The sequence below is a fragment of the Geitlerinema sp. PCC 9228 genome, from assembly GCF_001870905.1.
GTDB lineage: Bacteria > Cyanobacteriota > Cyanobacteriia > Cyanobacteriales > PCC-9228 > PCC-9228.
Map to the genome: position 1 here is coordinate 1 of NZ_LNDC01000076.1, position 22880 is coordinate 22880.

At 50.4% G+C, this 22880-nt stretch carries 17 protein-coding genes, 2 tRNA genes, 1 pseudogene and 1 other annotated feature; of the genes and pseudogenes, 15 read left to right on the forward strand and 5 right to left on the reverse strand.

Features of this window, described 5'->3' with window-relative positions:
* Positions 1–166: 166 nt before the first annotated feature.
* The 3 genes and pseudogenes from AS151_RS20655 to AS151_RS06035 all read left to right on the forward strand — a co-directional run.
* Positions 167–346 (forward strand): annotated as a pseudogene (locus AS151_RS20655) (hypothetical protein); the annotation flags it as partial.
* A 147-nt stretch (positions 347–493) separates the two neighbouring features.
* Entirely contained in the window at positions 494–664 is a 171-nt protein-coding gene (locus AS151_RS21995) for a hypothetical protein (RefSeq protein WP_170861331.1), read from the forward strand.
* A gap of 206 nt (positions 665–870) precedes the next feature.
* Entirely contained in the window at positions 871–1470 is a 600-nt protein-coding gene (locus tag AS151_RS06035; protein WP_071516152.1) for a hypothetical protein, read from the forward strand.
* A gap of 210 nt (positions 1471–1680) precedes the next feature.
* Here AS151_RS06035 and AS151_RS06040 read toward each other — a convergent pair whose 3' ends face one another.
* Together AS151_RS06040 and AS151_RS06045 are read right to left on the reverse strand one after the other, a co-directional pair.
* Positions 1681–3312: a GTP-binding protein gene (locus AS151_RS06040; RefSeq protein WP_071516153.1), complete on the reverse strand. Its 1632-nt coding sequence runs from the start codon at positions 3310–3312 to the stop codon at positions 1681–1683.
* 75 nt (positions 3313–3387) lie between these two features.
* The gene (locus AS151_RS06045) at positions 3388–3762 is read right to left on the reverse strand and encodes a 2Fe-2S iron-sulfur cluster-binding protein (protein WP_071516154.1); all 375 of its coding nucleotides are present in this window, start codon (positions 3760–3762) and stop codon (positions 3388–3390) included.
* 241 nt (positions 3763–4003) lie between these two features.
* Between AS151_RS06045 and AS151_RS06050 the strand changes: the two genes are divergently transcribed.
* Positions 4004–4090: transfer RNA gene (locus AS151_RS06050), tRNA-Ser, on the forward strand.
* A gap of 144 nt (positions 4091–4234) precedes the next feature.
* Here AS151_RS06050 and AS151_RS06055 read toward each other — a convergent pair.
* Together AS151_RS06055 and AS151_RS06060 are read right to left on the reverse strand one after the other, a co-directional pair.
* The gene (locus AS151_RS06055; protein WP_071516155.1) at positions 4235–6028 is read right to left on the reverse strand and encodes an EamA family transporter; all 1794 of its coding nucleotides are present in this window, start codon (positions 6026–6028) and stop codon (positions 4235–4237) included.
* A gap of 274 nt (positions 6029–6302) precedes the next feature.
* Positions 6303–7529: an inorganic phosphate transporter gene (locus AS151_RS06060; protein WP_244532910.1), complete on the reverse strand. Its 1227-nt coding sequence runs from the start codon at positions 7527–7529 to the stop codon at positions 6303–6305.
* Between the two features lie 304 nt (positions 7530–7833).
* On the opposite strand from AS151_RS06060, the gene rplS reads away from it, so the two are divergent.
* The 10 genes from rplS to AS151_RS06115 all read left to right on the forward strand — a co-directional run bounded on the left by rplS (position 7834) and on the right by AS151_RS06115 (position 16668).
* Entirely contained in the window at positions 7834–8184 is a 351-nt protein-coding gene (rplS, locus tag AS151_RS06065) for a 50S ribosomal protein L19 (protein WP_071516156.1), read from the forward strand.
* A gap of 109 nt (positions 8185–8293) precedes the next feature.
* Positions 8294–8366: transfer RNA gene (locus tag AS151_RS06070), tRNA-Trp, on the forward strand.
* A 310-nt stretch (positions 8367–8676) separates the two neighbouring features.
* Positions 8677–8895 (forward strand): preprotein translocase subunit SecE, encoded by a 219-nt coding sequence (secE, locus tag AS151_RS06075; protein WP_071516184.1) that lies wholly within the window; start codon positions 8677–8679, stop codon positions 8893–8895.
* On the forward strand, positions 8892–9533 hold the full coding sequence (gene nusG, locus AS151_RS06080; RefSeq protein WP_071516157.1) for a transcription termination/antitermination protein NusG: 642 nt from the start codon (positions 8892–8894) through the stop codon (positions 9531–9533). Before secE ends, nusG begins: the two co-directional genes overlap by 4 nt.
* 5 nt (positions 9534–9538) lie before the next feature.
* Positions 9539–9964 (forward strand): 50S ribosomal protein L11, encoded by a 426-nt coding sequence (gene rplK, locus AS151_RS06085; RefSeq protein WP_071516158.1) that lies wholly within the window; start codon positions 9539–9541, stop codon positions 9962–9964.
* A gap of 87 nt (positions 9965–10051) precedes the next feature.
* Positions 10052–10774 carry a 50S ribosomal protein L1 gene (gene rplA / locus AS151_RS06090; protein WP_071516159.1) on the forward strand — a complete coding sequence of 241 codons (723 nt, stop codon included), beginning with the start codon at positions 10052–10054 and terminating at the stop codon, positions 10772–10774.
* Positions 10775–10874: 100 nt separating this feature from the next.
* Positions 10875–11072, forward strand: a sequence feature (ribosomal protein L10 leader region).
* Positions 11073–11137: 65 nt separating this feature from the next.
* On the forward strand, positions 11138–11710 hold the full coding sequence (gene rplJ / locus AS151_RS06100; protein WP_071516161.1) for a 50S ribosomal protein L10: 573 nt from the start codon (positions 11138–11140) through the stop codon (positions 11708–11710).
* Positions 11711–11788: 78 nt separating this feature from the next.
* Positions 11789–12196: a 50S ribosomal protein L7/L12 gene (gene rplL, locus AS151_RS06105; RefSeq protein ID WP_071516162.1), complete on the forward strand. Its 408-nt coding sequence runs from the start codon at positions 11789–11791 to the stop codon at positions 12194–12196.
* Positions 12197–12747: 551 nt separating this feature from the next.
* A complete protein-coding gene (dnaK, locus tag AS151_RS06110; protein ID WP_071516163.1) occupies positions 12748–14706 on the forward strand; it encodes a molecular chaperone DnaK in 1959 nt (652 codons plus the stop codon).
* Between the two features lie 429 nt (positions 14707–15135).
* A complete protein-coding gene (locus tag AS151_RS06115; RefSeq protein WP_071516164.1) occupies positions 15136–16668 on the forward strand; it encodes an S-layer homology domain-containing protein in 1533 nt (510 codons plus the stop codon).
* 423 nt (positions 16669–17091) lie between these two features.
* On the opposite strand, the gene AS151_RS06120 is transcribed toward AS151_RS06115, so the two are convergent.
* Positions 17092–18519 carry an NADP-dependent isocitrate dehydrogenase gene (locus AS151_RS06120; RefSeq protein WP_071516165.1) on the reverse strand — a complete coding sequence of 476 codons (1428 nt, stop codon included), beginning with the start codon at positions 18517–18519 and terminating at the stop codon, positions 17092–17094.
* Between the two features lie 337 nt (positions 18520–18856).
* On the opposite strand from AS151_RS06120, the gene carB reads away from it, so the two are divergent.
* Positions 18857–22231, forward strand: coding sequence for a carbamoyl-phosphate synthase large subunit (gene carB, locus AS151_RS06125; RefSeq protein WP_071516166.1), 3375 nt, complete (start codon positions 18857–18859; stop codon positions 22229–22231).
* Positions 22232–22880 lie beyond the last annotated feature (649 nt).

Here is a 22880-nt window from a genome sequence, read left to right on the forward strand (position 1 = left end):
ACGCGCGATCGCTCACCGGTTGTCTACAATTCGCAATGCCAACACCATTTACACGATAGATAAGGGCGAAGCGCTAGTAGGGTGTGCCCTGCCCACCCTACAAAATTAGTTAGTTTGGCTTGACTATTGTATTGTTCGTAATTGTAACATGGAGAAGCTGCTACGCGCGATCGCTCACCGGTTGTCTACAATTCGCAATGCCAACACCATTTACACGATAGATAAGGGCGAGGATAAGGGCGAAATTTTGGAACAAGGCACTCACGAGGAGTTGTTACAATTCAATGGGATTTATGCCGGTTTGTGGCAGGTGCAAACGGGATTGGCAGAAGAGGTTAAGGAATAGTTTGTTGATACAATATTAGTATTTTGTAGCAACATTAAATGCCGAATATCGCAAATTCCCATACAATGAAAAATAGTAAGTTGATTTGCAGATTCATCCTATACCAAAATTTTCGCTAGCGGTTGGCATAGCCAAGAACCTTTTCCTTTGGAATCAGAGGGAAAATGCGATCGCTACGAATATCCAAATCGCTTTAAACGCCTATGTTATTGGGCTTTAAGCGAACAATATATTTCTCTACCGAAAGCTGCCGAACTGCTTCAAAAACCCGTTAAAGAAATTCAAAAAGCGATTCAAGGACCTACACCGGTAGCATAATTAGGAAAATTGTGTGAGTACCATCGTTAGTGATAGTTCGGCTATTATCGATATTGACAAGGCATGTTTGCTACCTGCCTTGATAGCCTTATACCATTTCTTTCATAGTCTGCAAGAGATAATAGGGGCATTTTTGTAGGGGCGCAACGCGTGAGCGCCCCTACCAGGGCAATTGGGACATTCCAGACAATCATTGTTTTTTAGAAATGGTATTACCCTATCATTTTTTCATTCCAGATGCTTTGTATGAAGAAGAACTTATCGAACTCACCAACTATAGCAAAAGCGATTTGCCCAAGTTGGGTTTTCATATTGAAGGATTCAATAGCGATGGTGTGGAACAGGCCTTTGCCTACCAATCAAGATTTCCCAGGCTAACTCCTCAAGATTGCTTTGCATTGACTCTTGCCAGCATTGCTGAAAATACAATTCTTTTGACAGGAGACAAAAATCTGAGAAAAGCTGCCCAACAAGAATCGATTGAAGTTCATGGAGTTATTTGGGCTTGTCAGCAAATTCATAGATACGAAACAGCTAGCACCCAGCAAATTTATCAATCGCTAAGATGGTTAGAGGACGATCCAACGGTTTGGCTTCCCAAAAGACCGCTACGGGCGTTTTTGGACTATCTTATACCATTTCTGAAAAACAATGTTTTTTTGAGATTTCCCGATTTCCCTAGTAGGGGCGCTTCGCGAAGCGCCCCTACTCACGCGTTGCGCCCCTACAAAAATGCCCCTACGATCTCTTGCAGAGTATTAAGGAAATGGTATAAGGTTTCTGTAAAATTATCTGTCAACTTTTGATAAAAAATAGGGGGAAATATCATTGTTCAAATCATAGTTCGTAGGGTGGGCAATGCCCACCCTACTACTTCAATTTTTACCAATCATCCTCCCATCGATCGCGCCAATCGTTATCCCAATCATTCCCCGTAGATCGCGCTGCAATAAAAATCTAAATAAAAAATTATTAAGTTCGTAGGGTGGGCATTGCCCACCCTACTACTTCAATTTTTACCAATCATCCTCCCATCGATCGCGCCAATCGTTATCCCAATCATTCCCCGTAGGTTCCGAAAACTTCTCCCCAGACGCCTCCTTCTTCTCCTGTGACTCCCCAGCAGAACGCTGCAACGGATCCACCACCTGCGACATCGCATCCTGTACAAACGCCCTCACAAACTCCTCCTTGCGGTTGAGTTCAAACTGACGCTGTACCACCTCCGAAATCCCACCATCGCCCCAATCTTGGTCGTTGCGAAAATATTCAATAAAACTTTTGCCAGCAATGCGCGTCAAATAAGCCGCCGTTCCCCCTTGAATGGCACGACTCACCAACGCCGTTCCCGGATGCACCTGCATGGTGGTACTCATGAGATCCCACGCGCCTTTGATAATTCCCAAACTCGCCAAGGTTCTCGCTAGGGAAAAAGCCAGTTCCTTACCGCGCTCAAAATCTAGATTGCATCCGTAAACCCTGCCAATTTCCACCACCATTTGCGCGTTCACAGCTGCCGTTCCCAACATATCTACCATGGGAATGGGCATAAACGCGATCGCGGCTGCACCATACCACTGAAAACGCTCAATAATTTTCTCCGCCTGTTCCTGCCTTTGCTTGTCAATCGCCGCACGCGCCTGTTCCCCCAACCGTGCCGATTGTAACAGCAAATTGTCCGCCATTAAGCTATCCCCTTCCGCTCTCACCACCGCTGCCAAACGCCGCACCAACGGGGTAATTTCCACCTGGGGCGTTACTTGAGTGCCATCGGGGAGGGTGACTTGTCTGGGATTGGCAGCCACGGCAATGACGTCTTTTTCTGCCACTACTGAAGCCAATCGCTGTTTTAATTGGTTGAGAATGGCGGTTTGTTCCTCTTCCGGATACAAATCCGTTTTGTTGAAAACTACCAGCGATCGCTTGCCAATTGCCGCCAACGCTTGCAGCATTTCCCATTCGGAAGCCGTTAAGTCATTGTCAATGACAAACAACAGCAAATCCGCTTCCGTAGCCAGCGATCGCGCCATGTTTTCCCGCTGGGTTCCCGCCACCCCCGGTTCCAAAATCCCCGGCGTATCGGTAATCAAAATCTTGCGGTCAATCCCAGGAAGCTGCAACGTATAAGTTTCAAAGGTTTCCGTCGTTCCCATGGGTGCCGCGCGATCGCCCACCATCTCTCCCATTAAAGCATTGGTGACCGAGGTTTTGCCCGCCGAACCAGTGCCAAAAACCACCACCTGTATATTCCGCTGCTTCAGATTTTCCTCAATCTCTTGCGATCGCTGTTCCAACGCCTGACGCGCCACCTCATCCTGAATTTGTTCGATTTGCTGGCGAATCGCCTGTAACGTTTGCGAAGCCGCTTCCGTTTTGTTTTCCGAAACCTTCACCTGAGGGCGACGGCGGCGTTTTTTCTTGCGTCGTGCAGATTTGGGCAGTACGAAATAGGTAATTAAAAAATACAATCCTACTGCTAGGATAATTAGCAGCAGGATAGCCAACAGCCCCACGAGCAAATTTCCCAGAAACGGTGCGCTCCAAGAAATTTGCACGTACAGGCTGTAGATAGAATTTACCAGCCACAGCATCATCATCAAAATGATGACAATGCCTAAAATTAGCAGAACCCACTGCATGCGACGCATAATATTAGCCGCTAGGTAGAAAAAACATGTGCCTGGGCGTGGGTGGGTGGCAAACCACGGTCGAGGGATAATTTATCAATCATCGTCCAGAGGAATACCAAACCGTACCCTCCCTTTACCAAAATAACGTCCAAATTGCATATCGTAGACTTCGTCTTCGTCTTGGGTTTCCAACACCAAATCGGAACGGGGATAGCCAACGCAGATGAGAGAATAGCCTTGACGGCGCACCTGGGGCGACAATCCCATGGCTTCTGGTTGGTAAATTTCCCCGGAAATTACCCGCACCGCACAGGTGGTACAAGCCCCATTGCGGCACAAAAAGGGCAGTTTCCCATGTTGTTCCTCAGCGGTTCTGAGAATGTACTGGTCTTCCGGTACTTGTACGGTATACCACTTGTCTTCAAAGCGATTGTGAATTTGAACGGTATAGACTTTTTTATCGCTCATGGAGAATATCCTAAGGTTGAGAAAATTGTTCCTGGATGGCGTGCTTTCTTGAGCGTACGATAAATTTTGCCTCCGATCTACCCAATGGCTGGGATTTGACAAGCGATCGCGTCTCCATTATTCCCCGCCAACTGCCAGATTTGGCAAGCAGCCAGAAAAATCGCCCAAAATATTGGACAACTAGAAAATTTTTGCTATAATTATATCCCTGTGGGATTAAATCAATGGTTCCCATGCACCTGGAGAGGTGGCCGAGTGGTTTAAGGCGCAGCACTGGAAATGCTGTTTGGGGGCAACCCCAACGAGGGTTCGAATCCCTCCCTCTCCGCTGAAAAAACAAAAAAAACAATGAAGGTGGCCGCAGATGCCACCTTTTTTCTTTTCTAAAACGATTTATCCAGGTTTTTTATCGCATGCCCCAGCTACCAAGACCTGCAACCAGAAAACCTCCAGACCCGGGACTGGAGAAAATCTATTTGGAAGCAGCAGCTTTTTTCCTAGCAACAATTGTTTTTTCTACATTTAATCCCAAAACGCCAATAACCACTAGCGACATGCCCAACCATTGACGAGTCAAGAGCGCTTCGCCAATTAAAACCAGGGCTAGCAAGGCGGTAATGGCAGGACCAGTGGCACCCACAATCGAAGCTAAAGCAGCGCCGGCGTAGCGAATGGCAAAATTGTTCAGCAAATAACTAAATAATGTCAAAACGCCCAACCAAGCGCCAGCAGCAAGCAAGTTCCAGTCGTCAAATGCTTCTTGTGGGGCTATGGTATCTGGAAATTGGGTTTGCCAGGCTAATAGAATGCCCAAAAACGAGAACAATAGAATAACGCTGAAATTGACCAAACTGAAGGGAACGGGGTGCAATTTTTTCGAGCAAATTTGCGTTAACAATACATAACCAGCAAAGGTGATACCAGCGCCAAAAGCTGACATCACGCCAATTTGTAAGTTTCCCGGTACGTTATCTACTAGCAAGTTGGGCAGCGATAAAACGGTTCCCACACTGATAACAGCCAGGATAACCCAGCGTAAAATTGTGGGGCGATCGCCAAACAATGCCCAAGAAGCAACCACTGTAATCAATGGATACACAAACAGAATGGTTACTGCCACGCCGCTGGGAATGTTCCCCAAGGCAACGTAAATCATCACCTGGGAGGCAAACAAACACAAACCGCTGCTCACAGCTTGTGCTTGCAAAACTCGGTCTCCCTGGCGCAAAAAGCGGCGGATATCGTCAAACAGAGCCGGATATAGTTGCAAAGCCAGTACCGGCATGAGCAATACCACTACCACCATTCGCACGAATAAAATAAATAGGGAGTTGCCAAAACTGGGAGAAATCAAGCCCCCGGTTTCCCATACCCCCAAGACCGTGTTGGGTGTGCCTAAAATGGTGCTAACGCTGACGTTGAACAGCGACAAAACCCCAGCAGCGCTCAGGGCAAAGAGCAATCCCAACCGTAAATTGGCTGCTGCTTTTTGAGCGGCGGCTGTCTTGGTGGATGTTGGGGTTTCGGGTTCCGGTTGGGGATGGGTGGGGGGTCTGGTGGTTGTGTTTTGGGATGGTTCTTGAGCGAGGCTGCTTTCTTCTTGAACGGCGGGAAATTCTGCAAAAGTCTCGCTTGTCGTTTCAAAAGGATTGCTGCTGCCCATTTGCTGGCTCAAGCGGTTGACCAACCGTTCCACAATCGCATCTCCCTGTTGCTGCAAGCTTTGCAAGCGGTCCAATTGTTGGGAGAGCGCACCTCGGTAGGTATGCAAGCGCTCGCTGTAGGTATGGCCGCTTTCCGCCAAGCGATCGCTATGGGAAGAAGTAGAAACCAAACTGTGGGAATTTTCGGTGTAATCTGCCAGCAAATCTTCGCTGCCAGCCAAATCGCCCCCAGAACGAGGCGCGACTGAGGAACTATGCTGCAGTTTTTGTACCACTTCCTCCAAACGCTGGCTTAACAACTCGTCTAGCTGGTCAACCGTACTTTGCGATAGCTCTGCCGCCGATGCCTGCTGTTGTTGGCTTGGTTGGGCGGTGAGGGTATCGGTTTGCTCCTGCAGCTGCTGGTACCTTTGCCGCAGTTCTTCGATCTGTTGCTGCAAGCGCTGTTTTTCCGCTTGCAACCGTTCCACGTCTTGACTCAGCTCACCGGTTAGATGCTGTTGCAGACTGTCTAGTTCGTTGCTTACCGCCTGGAGGAAGTTTTCTACCATCCCTCGATGGTCGCTTGGCGGCGTGTTTGGTTGATTGTCCCTTGGCCCCATCGCTGCTTATCCTATTGCCACGGTGTTGTCTACATTTTTCCCACTTTGACACATTCCCCAACAAATAAATGCGGGGATTCCTAATCCTTTACGGAAAATCCCTGATGGGAGCTTGCAGTTGCTCGGTTTTTGTTTTTGCCTCGGGCAATGCCCCAGCGCTGGTTATCCCAACACTTTAACAAAATTCTGTCGCCAAAATGAGCGATCGCTGGGTAAATTTTTGATAACTGCTCGTATGATGGTTATTTTTCCCAAAGCCGGCGTCATAGCTGCTTTAGAGAAAGGCATATTTGAGCACACGGAAAGTTATGGCGCTCAAACCCATTGCAGCGGGGACAGTTCCCAACCACGCCCCAGCAATGCGGCGCAAAGGACGATAGGAGAAGGATTGGCTTGCTGGTACCAAGGCAATGCCGACCACACCCCCTACTAAGGCATGGGAAGTTGAAACCGGTAAACCGGCTTGGGAAGCTAACAAAACGGTGATGGCGGTGCCTATTTCCGCACAGAAACCACTGCTGGGTTGTAGGGCAATAATTTCGCTGCCCACAGTGGCAATGACGCGCTGCCCCCAAATGGCTAACCCTACGACAATACCGCTACCGCCTAGAAGCAAAATCCATATCGGAACATTCCCGTCGGTGGCTGTTGGGGGTTGGGGATGGAGAAGACCAGCGATCGCAGCTAGAGGAGCGATCGCATTGCCCACATCGTTGGACCCATGAGCAAAGGCCACCAAACTGGCACTGAGAATTTGCAATCGAGCAAATTTGGCTTCTATGCTCCCCCTGCCATGGTTTTCCACCGACCAGTTCCACCAACTCACCCCCACCGTCGCTATTCCCCACAGCAGCAAATACCAATCGTGGCTGGGAACTTGCCCCCCCATCCCGGCAAACAATTCTCCGTACCAGACGCTTCGCGATCGCGCAGCGGAAGCATTGGACCATCCCAACCACCCCAAAATGCCGCACAACAAAGCACTCAACCACGGCAACCATTCTCGCCACTGGTTTTGAGGCGCGGGATGGGTCAAAATGCCATACTGGCAAATGGCGTACAGGGCAGCCGCTACCAAAGCACTGGCAACGGGAACCAGCAACCAACTAAGGGAAATGATTCCCAGCCGCCACCATTGAACGGCTTGCGGACCCACAGCCACCCAAGCGAATCCCGTCAAAGCCCCAACCACCGCATGGGAAGAAGCCACGGGCAAACCGAAACTGGTGGCGATTTGCAACCAGAGACCGCAGGCAACCATGACCGAGAACATGCCAGCGACAAACATTTGGGTAGAAAGCAAACCCTCAGGCAAAATTACCTCAAAAGCTAGGGTTTGGGAAACGCGCCCGCCCAGCAACACAGCCCCCAGAAATTCCATCCCCCCCGCGATCGCCAAAGCCCCCACCAGCGGAATCGCCCCAGACCCCACGGAAGTAGCGAATGAGTTGGCGACATCGTTGGCACCCAAATGAGCCGCTACGTAAAAAGCTACTATCACTGCAGCTACCAAAATTAAATCTGTATCCGCCAATAACTTTCCCCTCTCAAATTCTTGTTTTGGTGCCCTATTCGTGCTATATTGATAAGTCGGCATTTTTCAGGTCTGGGCGATCGCTGGCTTCGCTGCCAGGGCAGGCAACCTAGCACCGGATCGAGTTTTGCAGCCAGCCCCTTTCGGGAAATCCTATCGCGTCTGCCCCCGATCGCGATCGCTACTGCCCCCTGTTTTCCCGAGGTGAGAGATATGCCCCAGCACAGCGATCGCTCGGAAATACGGGATTTCCAAACGCCAGGAGGTTTTCATGAATACCGAAGAAATCGTTCGCTCCGTTGAAACTGATTATTTAAAATCCGATCTGCCCAACATTGAAGTAGGAGACATCGTTCGCGTCGGCGTCAAAATCGTTGAAGGCGGCAAAGAACGGGTGCAGCCCTACGAAGGCACGGTCATCGCCAAACGCCACGGCGGCATCAACGCCACCATTACCGTACGGCGGATTTTTCAAGGCATCGGCGTGGAGAGGGTGTTTCTGCTCCACTCCCCCCGGGTAGCCAACGTGAAAATTTTGCGTCGCAGCGAAGTCCGTCGTGCCAAACTCTACTACCTGCGCCACCGGGTCGGCAAAGCCACGCGCCTCAAAGAGCGTTTCTAGGGCAGTTTGGCCGAGCAACAAGTGGAATTGGGAAAAAACCCTTTCCATTTGTTGTCAAACCCGATAGCCATGGTTTACAATGAATGAACGCGCCAGATGGTTCGGCGATGCGCTCTTAGTTCAGTTGGTAGAACGCGGGTCTCCAAAACCCGATGGCGGGGGTTCGAGTCCTCCAGAGCGCGCTGAGCCAAATATATTTCCGGTTCTGCCCGAAAACACCAACATCAACCGAAAAAATCTTGAGGCAAGGTTTTTTCAGGTGGTGGTCTTTCGGGCAGACTTGTTCTGTCAGAGCGTGCGATCGCAACCAATTTTGCCATTGCCTCGATCGCCCTTGCTACCATTTGGCTATCCCCCACCAGCGATCGAAGGGAGTCTCCGTTGCCCTCCATCGCACTCCGAGTCCTTTCTACATGCAAGCCGAACGAGGCATCATAGATCGTAGAGCAAGCCAATTTTCAGGAGGGCCATATCGTGACCAACAAAAACGAAATCGAAGCGCAAAAAAGTACCGGCATCCCAGGGGCGAGCAAACAAATCGGTAAATTTTTAAAAGAAACCAGAGAAGAACTCGGAAAAGTCGTCTGGCCCGATCGCAAACAACTCATCAGCGAGTCTACAGCCGTTATTTTAATGGTTATCCTCTCCGCCACTATTATTTATTTTGTCGATAGCTTCTTTAAGTGGGTTTCAGCACAGGTATTCGGATGAATTTTGCACCAGAAGAATCTTACGAACCCCATAAAACCAACGGCGACCTAGAAGGGAAAGACAGTTCCGAGTCCCCCAAACCCCGCTGGTACGCAGTTCAGGTGGCTTCTGGGTGCGAAAAGCGCGTGAAGCTCAACCTGGAACAGCGTCTCAAAACCCTCGATGTCGCCGATCGCATCGTGCAGATTGAAATTCCCCAAACCCCAGCGGTGAAAATCCGCAAAGACGGCAAACGCCAGCCCACCGCCGAAAAAGTCTTTCCCGGTTATATTCTCATCGAAATGATTCTCGATGACGAAACCTGGGCGGTTGTAAAAAATACCCCCAATGTGATTAACTTTGTGGGGGCAGAACAGCAACGCGGCTACGGAAGAGGGCGCGGGCACGTCAAACCCATGCCTTTAAGCCCCTCAGAAATTCGGCGGATCTTCCAGCAAACCAAAGAACAGGAACCGGAAATCAAAGTTTCCCTGGCCCCCTCCGACAAAATTGTGGTCCTGTCGGGTCCGTTCAAAGACTTTGAAGGGGAAGTCATCGAAGTGAGCCCCGAACGTAGCAAGCTCAAAGCGTTGCTGTCCATTTTTGGGCGCGATACGCCCGTGGAACTAGAGTTCAACCAAGTTGAAAAGCAAAACTGAAGTAAATGGCCAAGAAAGTCGTTGCACTCATCAAATTAGCCCTAGAAGCCGGCAAAGCCAACCCCGCCCCACCCGTAGGTCCCGCCTTGGGTCAGCATGGCGTCAACATCATGGCGTTTTGTAAAGAATACAACGCCAAAACCGCCGACCAAGCCGGGTTGGTGATTCCGGTGGAAATCTCGGTCTACGAAGACCGCAGTTTTACCTTCGTCCTCAAGACCCCGCCAGCCGCCGTTTTGATTATGAAAGCAGCGGGGATCCAGAAAGGGTCTGGAGAACCTAACCGCAACAAAGTGGGTGCCATCACCCGCGACCAGTTGCGGGAAATCGCCGAGACCAAAATGCCCGACCTCAACGCCACCGACATGGATGCGGCCATGCGCATCGTAGAAGGTACGGCACGCAATATGGGCGTTACGGTTAAAGATTAGAATTTTTGTTTTTTGCCTCCAGCAAGAGAAATTTGTTGTTAGTGGGGAAGAAGAAACTTGGCTTCGCTATTACCCCAGGAGAAAATTATGGCTAGAAAACCTTCCCGTCGTCTGAGAGAACTCCAACAAAAAGTCGAAAACCGTCCCTACGAAGCCACCGAAGCCCTGAACCTGCTCAAGGAAACTGCTACGGCCAATTTTCCCGAGTCGGCGGAAGCTCACGTGCGTTTGGGCATTAACCCCAAATATACCGACCAGCAGCTTCGTACTACTGTGTCTTTGCCGAAAGGTACCGGTCAAACCATCCGCGTTGCTGTCATTGCCAAAGGCGAGAAAGTGAACGAAGCCAGCAACGCCGGTGCAGATGTGGTCGGTTCGGAAGATTTGATTACAGAAATCCAGCAAGGCCGGATGGATTTTGACCGGGTGATTGCCACCCCAGATATGATGCCGCAAGTGGCCAAACTGGGACGTTTGTTGGGTCCGCGCGGCATGATGCCCTCGCCAAAAGCCGGTACTGTGACTACGGATATTGCGCCGGCAGTTCAGGAATTTAAAGCCGGAAAATTGGAATTTCGCTCCGATCGCACGGGGATCGTCCACGTGATTTTTGGCAAAGCGGCTTTCCCCACAGAAGATTTGCTGGCGAATTTGAAGGCCCTGCAAGAGTGCATCGATCGCAACAAGCCGGCAGGGGCGAAAGGACGCTACTGGCGCAGCTTGCACGTGGCGGCTACGATGGGGCCCTCTATTGAAGTGGACGTTAGTGGCCTGCAAGATTTGAAAGCCGAGGTTGCGTACGGTTCGTAAGTAGGGTATAATATTTATTTGTGCCTAACCGTCACGACCGCCAGGCTGTGCGCGCAGGAACCAGCGATCGCGCTGGGAAACCAACAAAAATCGAACGAAGAGCAAGCATGCGTCAACGCTGAAGACAGCAGGGGCGAAATGCTTAATGGCCTGCCGAGGCTTGTTCGCTAGCTGTTTCTTCGTTTTCCCACTTCTCGCTGCCATGGGAGAAGAAAATTTGGCTTCGCCAACTGGGAAAATGAAGAAGCCGTCTAGGAACAACCCCGGATCTGGTTATCCGGGGTTCTTTTGTGGGACCTCGACCGGCCGGCCCCCACATGAAATCGAACCGCCCCCAAGGTGGTTGTAGGAGGTGAAACTGGTGTGGCTAAGACCCTAGCAGAGAAAAAAGCCATTGTAGAGGATTTAAAACAAGAGCTGAGCGATTCGCAAGTCGTGGTGGCGATCGGCTATCAAGGGCTGACGGTTGCCGAGATTACCGATCTGCGCAAGCGCCTGCGGGATACGGGCAGCGTTTGTAAGGTCACCAAAAATACGCTCATGGGGATTGCCGTAGATGGCGACGACCGATGGCAGCCCGTGCAGGAGTTCCTGCGGCAAGATACCGCTTTCCTGTTCCTCAAAGATGATTTGAGCGGCGCGATTAAAGCCTATCAGGACTTCCAGAAGGACACCAAGAAAACCGAATTGCGCGGTGGTGTCATGGAAGGTCGGGCTTTAAATGAGGAAGAAGTGAAAGCGATCGCTGACCTCCCTTCCCGCGAAGAACTCATGGCACGGATTGCCGGTGCCATTCAAGCCGTTCCCACCCGCGTGGCCGCAGGCACCAAAGCCGTTCCCACCAAAGTGGCTGTGGGCATCAACGAAGTGCCCTCCAAACTGGCTCGCGCCCTCAAAGCCGTATCCGAACAAGAACAATCCCAGGATGCCGCTTAAGTTCGACCGGCTGTCAGCAAACTCGACCAACAAAAGCATTTGCTTTGTTTGAATTCAATCTTGTAGGAGGTTATTTTAATGTCTGCCAAAACCGACGAAATTCTCGAACAGCTAAAATCCCTCAGCTTGTTGGAAGCTTCCGAACTGGTCAAGCAAATTGAAGATGCCTTCGGCGTTGATGCTTCTGCCTCTGGCGGCGGCATGATGATGATGGCACCCGGTGCTGTTGCCGGTGGCGGTGGCGGCGAAGCTGAAGAAGCTGCCGAAGAACAAACTGAATTTGACGTCATTTTGGAAGAAGTTCCCGCTGATAAGAAAATTGCCATTCTGAAAGTGGTGCGTGGCATCACCGGTTTGGGACTGAAAGAAGCCAAAGACATGGTGGAAGCAACTCCCAAACCCCTCAAAGAAGGTGCCGACAAAGAAACTGCCGAAGACCTCAAGAAGCAGTTGGAAGACGCGGGCGCTAAAGTTACCGTTAAGTAGTGGGAGTTTTTCCCTATTCCCGATTTTTTGCCTTCAGGGACCAGCAACTTGCTGCTGGTCCCTGAAGGCTTTTTTCTTAGGAATTTCTTTAAAACAAGCGATCGCATGACAGACAATAAAAATAAACCCAAAAATCCCCTACTTTTCCCTTATTTTAAATAATTTATTTTCAGCAAAAAGCGTTTTCAAACAAAAATTTTCCCAACCAAAAACCAACACCCCAAGCAAGTGGTACCTCCGGAATTGTTCGCAAAAAAATTTATCTAAAAACTGACATGGATTCCCCAAGCACTCCCACTTACCAATCACCTACAAACATACCACCAAGCAACCGTCCCGTACTAGGTTCGGTAAACACGCCTACAAGATTTCCGCCGCTTCCAAGCACTATAGAAGTAAGGACCTAAGTTCGGAAAAATTAATACCGTACAGGAACCAAACCCCCCTATAGCAGGTATTCATTATTGTTCCTCCTCAGAGCGATCGCATCGCCCTGAGAACATGGCTAAAGCAGCCACATCCTTGTAGTTATTGATTGGAAAAGGCATCCTATGGGTAAAGTAGTTGGCATTGACCTGGGAACCACAAACTCCGTCGTCGCCGTAATGGAAGGCGGCAAACCAACCGTCATCGCAAACGCCGAAGGCGGACGGACCACTCCCTCCGTCGTCGCCTACGATCCCAAGAAAAACGGCGAGCGCCTCGTCGGGCAAATCGCCAAGCGTGGGGCAGTCATGAACCCCACCAACACCTTCTATTCTGTCAAGCGTTTCATCGGGCGGAAATTCAACGAAGTCACCCACGAAACCGACGAAGTCTCCTACAAAGTCCTGCGGGATGACAGCGGCAACGTGAAGCTAGACTGCCCCGCCACCGAAAAACAATTCGCCCCCGAAGAAATTTCCGCGCAAGTTCTGCGCAAGCTGGCCGAAGATGCCGGCCAATATCTCGGCGAACCCGTTACCCAGGCCGTCATCACCGTACCCGCATACTTTAACGACTCCCAGCGACAAGCCACCAAAGACGCCGGCAAAATCGCCGGATTGGAAGTGCTGCGCATCATCAACGAGCCCACCGCCGCCTCCCTCGCCTACGGATTGGACAAGAAAGAAAACGAAACCATTCTAGTCTTCGACCTAGGTGGCGGCACCTTCGACGTTTCCATCCTCGAAGTAGGCGACGGCGTATTTGAAGTTCTCGCTACCTCCGGCGACACCCACTTGGGCGGTGACGACTTCGACGAGAAAATCGTCAACTACCTCGCCGACGAATTCCAACGGCAGGAAGGTATCGACCTACGCAAAGACAAACAAGCCCTACAAAGGCTCATGGGTGCTGCGGAAGGCGCCAAGATCGAACTATCCAACGTCACCCAAGCCGAAATCAACCTGCCCTTCATCACCGCAACCCAAGACGGTCCCAAGCACCTAGAAATGACCCTAACCAGGGCCAAATTTGAAGAACTGTGCTCCGAACTCATTGACCGTTGCCGCACCCCCGTCGAAAAAGCTCTAGAAGACGCCAAACTCAGCAAGAACGACATCAACGAAGTAGTTCTCGTGGGCGGTTCTACCCGGATTCCCGCCGTCAAAGAAGTGGTCAAGAAGCTGCTGGGTAGAGAAGCCAACCAAAGCGTCAACCCCGACGAAGTGGTTGCCATTGGCGCTGCCATTCAAGCCGGCGTCTTAGCTGGGGAAGTCAAAGACATCCTATTGCTCGACGTTACGCCCTTATCTCTGGGTGTGGAAACCCTTGGCGGCGTCATGACCAAAATTATTCCACGCAACACCACCATTCCTACCAAGAAATCAGAGGTGTTCTCAACGGCGGTGGATGGTCAGACCAACGTGGAAATCCACGTTCTCCAAGGCGAGCGCGAAATGTCGAAAGACAACAAGAGCTTGGGCACCTTCCGCCTCGATGGCATTCCCCCAGCACCCCGCGGCGTTCCTCAAATTGAGGTAACCTTCGATATCGACGCCAACGGCATTCTCAACGTCAGCGCCAAGGATAAAGGCACGGGCAAAGAGCAATCCATCAGCATTACTGGCGCTTCCACCCTCGATCAAAACGAAGTGGAACGCATGGTCAACGAAGCCGAACAAAATGCCCAAGCCGACAAAGAGCGTCGCGAAAAAATCGACACCAGGAACCAAGCCGACTCGTTGGCTTATCAAGCCAAGAAACAATTGGAAGAGCTGGGCGATAAAGTTCCCGCTGACGATAAGAGCAAGGTTGAAGACCTAACCAAGCAAATCCGAGATGAAATCGGTGAAGAAGGTCAGCAAAAAGATGTGGATCAAATCGACACCGAGCGGGTCAAATCGCTGATGGAAGAACTGCAGCAAGCGCTGTACAATATCAGCAGCAACATCTACCAACAAGCCGGTGGTGACGGTGCCGGTGCTGGTGCCGGTGCTGCCGGTGGCGAGAACCCCAGTGGTGAAGGTTCCGCCGGGAAAAACGATGGTGACGATGTCATCGATGCTGAGTTCTCTGAAAACAAGTAAATCTCCCCGATATAGCAGCAGAAAAGGTGTTGTTTCCTTGCCTTCTACCTAGCTGGCTAGCAGAGGAAGTCGTTAATCGAGCCAGGCTCGGTTTTCGGCTTCCTCTTTCTATTTGCTTGGGAACCAAAAGGCGTGCATTTCTTCAAAGATTTTCTGTATATAGGACAATCGAACAACCTAATTTTTGATTAGCAGTTCGGTCGATCCGAGTTGGATGGCCGTTTTGAACCCAAATCCGATGTACATAAACCCACACCAATGTAGAGGTAGCGCTCTCGTGCCTACCCCTACAAAAGGAACGGGGGTTGCCCTGACAAAAAAATTATGGTTTTTCCATCTCGGATTTGGTATGAGTTGCTTGTTTTGTCACGATCGACTCAAGAAGCTTGTTAGACTAAATGCACGATTTTCCAAGTTGGGGGAAGGGTTATGAGTCCATCGCAACGTCACCAGCAGGTTTGGAATTTGCTGCGGAAATTGATTGCCGGTAGTGCCGTTGGTGTGGTTTTGGGAAGTTTGGGTACCAACATCGCTCTGGCACAGGAGCGATTCGCCGATTTGCAGGGGCATTGGGCAAGCGAATGTATTAACCGTTTGGCGAACAATCGCATGATTCGCGGCTATCGAGACAATACGTTCCGCCCCAACGAACCGGTGATGCGGGTGGAGTTGGCTGTGGTTTTGCAAACCGCTTTCCCCAATCGGGAAGAAAAACGCGAGTCTATTGATTTTGTGGATATTCCCCAGGGGTATTGGGCGGAATCTGCCATTCGCTACGCAACGCGCACGGGGTTTTTACAGGGATTTCCCGAGAAAATTTTTAAACCGGCAGAACCGTTGAGCAAGGCGGAAGTGCTGATGGCTTTGAGCAATGGATTGGAACTAGAAGCCAGCCAACCTGTTGAAGAAACTCTGTCGGAGTATTTTCAGGATGTGAGCGCGATTCCCGATTATGCCCAAAATGCGATCGCGGCAGCGGTGGAAGCAGGTTTGCTCGACCAACTACCGCAAGACAAACAACTGGCAGCCAACGACCTGGCAACCCGTGCTGAGGTAGCCTCGTTTTTGTGCCAAGCTTTGCAGATAGCCTCCCCATCGGAAACTGTTGAGGAAACGCCAGAAACGCCCCCTGAATCAGCTCCCGCTACAATCCCCACTGAGGCACAACCCAGCACCGCTGTTGAGGAAACGCCGGAAACGCCCCCTGAATCAGCTCCCGCTACAACCCCCACTGAAATGCCTACGGAAAGCAAAACAGCAAGTTCGGAAAACGGAGAAGTTACAGCCACCCTTACCTACGAAAAACAACAAGGGTTGGGCACTAATTTCCAGTTGCAGATAGAGCGGCAGGGAGAAACTTTGCCAGCCCAGTCGGTGCCCTTGCTACAAGGGGAACAGGCACGGTTGATGCGGATGCGGGTGGTCGATGTTAGTGGCGATGCCGAACCAGAAATTTTGGTAGATTTGTATTCTGGAGGCATGCGATGCTGCCACTATTCGTTGGTTTACCAACACAAAGGCGAAGCGGAAAATTATACTTCCATCAACCATTACTGGGGTAATGTTGGTTACGATTTGTTGGATTTAGATGGGGATGGTAGGCCAGAATTTAGAAGTGCCGACGATCGCTTTGCCTACGAGTTTGCCAAGTTTGATGCCTCTGGGTTCCCCATTCAAATTTGGCAGTATCGAGACGGCAAAATGGTTAATGTGACTCCTGAGTATCCCCAACAAATTTATGCCGATGCCTACAAATGGTGGGAAGCTTCTTATAAAAATTTGCAATCTACTGAAGACAAGGAAGTCAAAGGGTATCTGGCTGCCTATTTAGCCAATATGTACCATTTGGGAGCATCGGAAAAAGGTTGGCAAGTGCTGAAAAATATGTACGACAAAGAGGATAAGGACGAGTTTTTCCACCAACTCAGTCAATTTTTGGAAGATTTGGACTACTCGCGCTAAGCCTATCTTCTCCGTTTCTGGGATGCCACCATTTCTGAAAAATGATAATTTTTGGGAATTTCCCCATTTCCCTGGTAGGGGCGCTCACACATTGCACCCCGACAAAAATACACCGTTTATTTATTGCAAGCTTTTAAGAAATGGGATGGCAATGATTGGATTGCGTTTTCGTGGAAAGGCTTCGGCTTGGTCTCTGAGGATGAAAGAAAAAAAGTGAAATTTTTTTGGCTATCTCCCCAAATATGGTATCTCGTTGGTAGACGCTTTTAGATAATGGGAATAGACGCAGTTTTCAAATCAAAGACACTATTCCCATTCGTAGTCTCGTGCGATTTGAAGGCCAAAATTTATTGAGAATCGATCTCGAGGTGTGGGAGGTGGGTTCTAGGGGCGATCGCGATCGCCCCCAATTCAAAAAGTTCCTTAAAAATGACTAATAATCGCCTCAGCAAACTCAGAACACTTGAGCGGTTTGTCTACTGGCGGGTCCATCATGCGGGCCAAATCGTAGGTCACTTCCCGATTGGCGATCGCAGTTGCCACCCCTTGACGCATCAAATCTGCAGCTTCCTGCCATCCCAAATACTCCAGCATCATCAACCCCGACAAAATCAACGAACCGGGATTGATACGATCCAAACCAGCATGTTTGGGGGCGGTTCCGTGGGTCGCTTCAAAAATCGCCGCCTTATCGCCAATATTGGCACCAGGTGCCATGCCCAAACCGCCAACCACCGCAGCGGCAGCATCGGATAGATAATCACCATTGAGATTGGTCGTTGCCAAAATGGAATATTCCCCAGGGCGGGTTTGAATTTGTTGGAAAATGCTATCGGCAATGCGATCGTTAACCATCACCTTCTCTTGCCATTGCCCATTGCCGTGGGTTTCCCAAATCGCATCCAATACCCCTTGCACTTCTTGACAGACCTCCTCTTGACGTTGTGGGGTCAGCGAATCGTATCCCGGTTCCACCATGCGCGCGTTGGCATCCAAACTCAAATCGGGATCGGCTTCCTTATTGCTCAAAATCCAAGATTCCCGTTCGGTGATGCATTCCTGGCGAAACTCGGTGGTTGCCAGTTCGTAACCCCAGTCGCGAAACGCCCCTTCGGTGTATTTCATAATGTTGCCCTTGTGAACCAGGGTCACCGTTTGTTTTTCCTTGGGTAAGCGCAACGCATGTTCGATAGCGCGACGGACCAATCGTTGGGAACCGGTTTTGCTGATCGGTTTAATGCCAATTCCCGAATCCAGACGAATTTGCTTCTCGCCCAACTCCGGCGAATTGGGAATCATGGTTTCATTGAGGTATTGAATGAGTTTTTGGCAAGCCTCGGTCCCTTCGTGCCATTCCACGCCCAGATAAATATCTTCGGTATTTTCCCGATAAACAATGACATCGAGGCGTTCGGGATGTTTGTGGGGAGAAGGCGTCCCGGAATAGTATTTACAGGGGCGTACGCAGGCATACAGGTCAAAAATTTGCCGCAGGGCCACATTCAAAGAACGAATGCCACCACCAACGGGTGTGGTGAGTGGACCTTTAATAGCAACGCCGTATTCAGAAATCGCTTGAATGGTTTCGGCGGGCAAATATTGAAACGTACCGTAGTGGGCGCAGGCTTCATCACCCGCATAGATTTTAAACCAGTTAATTTGGCGACTGTCGCCGTAGGCAGTCTGTACCGCCGCATCAATAACTTTTTGAGTCGCCGGCCAAATATCCACCCCGGTACCGTCGCCGCGAATGAAGGGAATTACCGGATAATTGGGGACGATAGGTTTGCCGTCTTCAAAGGTAATGCGTTCACCTTTTTCTGGGGGAATAATTTTTTGATATTCCGTCATGGAGACACCTCTTTACGTCTAACGAAAGTATCTTGCGGCAATTTCACCATCAAATTGTCCCAGGATACATCGCGATCGCACACAACAAGTCAATAATTCCAGACAAAATTCCTCTCCCAAGGCAGCGGAAAAGACCGTAAAATGTTGGCACCAAGATGGCAGCTTGTATGGGAACATCGGGGCTTGGGGGCTTGGGAGCTTCGGAGCATGGGAGGAAACAATCGATCGTACTTTTCGATCTCCTACCGCACCCACCGCACCCACGCTCGGCCGCACCCACCCACCCGGTGCATTTGTACGCTGTCAGTAACCAATCTCTACATTCAAACAAACATCTATGCCTCGTCGCGAAGATCTCCATAAAATTCTCTTACTGGGTTCCGGTCCCATCATTATCGGACAAGCTTGCGAGTTCGACTATTCGGGAACGCAAGCCTGTAAAGCTTTGCGCGAAGAAGGGTATGAGGTGGTGTTGGTCAACTCCAACCCGGCTACGATTATGACCGATCCGGGTACAGCCGATCGCACCTATATCGAACCCCTCACCCCAGATTTGGTAGAGAACATTATTGCCAAGGAACGTCCCGATGCTCTGCTGCCGACGATGGGCGGTCAAACGGCTTTGAATTTGGCTGTGAAACTGTCGGAAAGCGGCGTTTTAGAGAAATATGGCGTCGATCTCATTGGGGCAGATTTGTCTGCGATTCAAATGGCAGAAGACCGCCTGCTGTTTAAAGAGGCTATGGGTCGGATTGGGATTAAAGTCTGTCCTTCGGGCATTGCCAGCAATTTGGAAGAGGCCAAACAGGTGGCCAACCGCATCGGTGCCTATCCTCTCATTATTCGCCCTGCCTATACCTTAGGGGGCGGTGGCGGTGGTATTGCTTACAATGCCGAAGAATTTGAAGAGTTAAGCCATTTGGGGTTGGATGCTTCTCCCATTTCCCAAATTTTAATCGAGCGATCGCTTTTGGGATGGAAAGAATACGAATTAGAAGTCATGCGGGATACCGCAGATAACGTAGTAATTATCTGCTCCATTGAAAACATCGACCCCATGGGCGTTCACACCGGCGATTCCATTACCGTTGCCCCCGCCCAAACCCTCACCGACAAAGAATACCAACGCCTGCGGGATTATTCCATTCAAATTATCCGCGAAATTGGTGTCGAAACCGGCGGTTCCAACATTCAATTTGCCGTCAATCCCATTACCGGCGAGGTCATTGTCATTGAAATGAATCCTCGGGTTTCTCGTTCCTCGGCGTTGGCATCGAAAGCAACAGGATTTCCCATTGCCAAATTTGCGGCGAAGTTGGCGGTGGGATACAGTTTGGACGAAATTTCCAACGATATTACCAAGAAAACCCCCGCTTCCTTCGAACCCACCATTGACTACGTGGTCACCAAAGCCCCTCGGTTTGCCTTTGAGAAATTCCCCGGAACCGAACCCGTGCTAACCACACAAATGCGGTCGGTGGGGGAAGCCATGGCTATCGGGCGTACATTTGAGGAATCCCTGCAAAAAGCCTTGCGATCGCTGGAAAACGGTCGTCACGGCTGGGGATGCGATCGCTGGGAAAAATTACCCAGCCTCACCCAGGTCCGTGCCATGCTGCGGACCCCCAACCCCGAACGGGTTTTCACCGTACGCCACGCCCTACTGTTGGGGATGACCGTAGAGGAAATTTACGAACTCACCGGCATCGATCCCTGGTTTTTAGACAAAATGCAGGTATTGCTGGAGACAGAGAAGTGGCTTAAGCGGACCTACCTGCACGAATTTACCCGGGAAATGTTGGTGGAAGTCAAACGTCAGGGATTCAGTGACTGTCAAATTGCCTTTGCCACCAAAACATCCGAAGACGAAGTACGGGCGTTGCGCCACAAGCTAGGCGTCAAACCGGTTTACAAGCTGGTGGATACCTGTGCGGCGGAGTTTGAAGCGATGACGCCCTATTACTATTCCACCTATGAAGACGAATCGGAGGTGATTGTTTCCGACCAACCCAAGGTGATGATTTTGGGGGGTGGTCCCAACCGCATCGGTCAAGGGATTGAGTTTGACTACTGTTGTTGTCACGCCAGTTTCTCGTTGCGGGAAATGGGGTACGAGACCATTATGGTGAACTCCAACCCGGAAACGGTTTCTACGGACTACGATACGAGCGATCGCTTGTATTTTGAACCCCTCACCAAAGAAGACGTTCTCAATATTATCGATATCGAACAACCCCAAGGCATTATCATCCAGTTTGGCGGACAAACGCCCTTGAAGCTAGCGGTGCCGTTGCAGGAATATTTATATGAAGCCCCCAAACGCCTGGCAGCAGCTTCGGCAGAACCCAGCAAAAGTAGCGATGTAGAAATGTCGGGAGCTCATTTACCGACCAAGATTTGGGGAACCTCTCCCGATTCCATTGATATTGCTGAAGACCGGGAACGTTTCGAGCAAATCCTGTGGGAGGTGGGCATCGACCAGCCTCCCAATGGCATTGCCCGCAGCTACGAGGAAGCATTGGTGGTTGCCCAGCAAATTGGCTATCCCTGTGTGGTCCGTCCTTCTTACGTTTTGGGCGGCAGGGCTATGGAAATTGTCTACTCGGATGAAGAGTTAGAACGGTACATGACTCTGGCGGTTCAGGTGGAACCAGAGCATCCCATTTTAATCGATAAGTTCCTGGAAAATGCCGTGGAAGTCGATGTGGATGCGGTGGCAGATGCTACCGGCAAGGTCGTTATTGGCGGCATTATGGAACATATCGAACAGGCTGGGGTCCATTCGGGAGACTCCGCTTGTTCGATTCCTTACGTTTCCCTGACAGATAAGGCATTACAGACCATTCGCGAAGGTACGGTAAAACTCGCCCAGCGGTTGCATGTACTTGGGCTGATGAACGTGCAGTATGCGGTGGTCAAAGCACCAGATAGAGCGGTTGCTGGCACTGCGGTTTCCGAACCCGCTCAGGGCGAACCCAAGGTTTATATTTTAGAAGCCAATCCCCGGGCTTCCCGTACAGTCCCGTTTGTGTCGAAAGCCATTGGTGTTCCCCTAGCACGGGTAGCTTCCCAGGTGATGGCTGGCAAGACATTGCAGGAGTTGGACTATACCGAGGAAATCGTTCCCAACCATATGGCGGTGAAAGAGGCAGTGCTGCCGTTTGAGAAATTTACTGGTACCGACCCGATTTTGGGTCCGGAAATGCGGTCTACCGGAGAAGTGATGGGGATCGATATGGATTTTGGCCGGGCCTTTGCCAAGGCGGCCATTGGTGCCGGTCAGCGATTGCCCATGGCGGGGACGGTGTTTGTTTCCATGCGCGATCGCGACAAAGAGTTGGTGGTTCCCATTGTCAAGGATCTGGTGAATTTAGGTTTCAAAATTGTCGCCACCGCCGGCACCCGCAAGTTCCTATGGGAAGCCTCCGAGTTGCAAAAGGACGGTGCCAAACTAGACATCGACTTGGTTTTTAAACTCTACGAAGGACGCCCTAACGTGTTGGATTGGATCAAAAACCAATGGTTGCAGTTGATTATCAACACCCCTTCTGGAGAAGATGCCCAAGCCGAAGGGCGTCTGATTCGTCGTGCTGCTCTGGAATATAAAATTCCCTTAATCACAACCATTGCCGGTGCTAGGGCAACTGCAGCTGCCATTCAAGCTGTCAAAACCCGCGCCTTAGACGTGAAAGCTCTGCAAGATTATTTCTAATTCCCTACCCATACCTTATACCAAGTCCAACATCGGGAAACCACAATCTTTCTGTAGGGGAAATTCCCCCTAATTGCTTTCTTGTAGGGGTCAGCACGGGGGCACTACCCCTACATTTTTGTGGGTGTATGTACGTCGGATTTCGTATTAGACTGGATTCTTCTTCTAACCCCCAAAATTTTGGGGGTTTTGTCGTATTTTAATCTGAAATCCAGCTGTAGACTTAATTAACTTCCACCGATGTTCAATTGGATATAACCCCCTGTAATACCATTTCCTTAATAATCTGCAAGAGATAATAGAGGCGTTTTTGTAGGGGCGCAACGCGTTGCCCCCCCTACCAGGGAAATTGAAACATTCCAGAAAATTATGGTTTTTCAGAAATGGCATAAGTCCCCCGAATTTACGGGGGATGGCGACCCAAGGTCGGATTTGAGGGCACCGCAGCCGCAGATCTGAGGGCAATTCAGTCTATTTAAGTGGATTTTATACGACCAACATAGCCGTATGGAGGGCTACCAAGTATGAGAGCCTGAAAAGCCGAGAAATTAGGAAAGGGAAAAGCACAATGTTGTTTCCAATACGCCCATACTCCCATGCCTCCATGTTCGGTACACCCCCACGCGCCCATACCCCAATCTCAACTCCC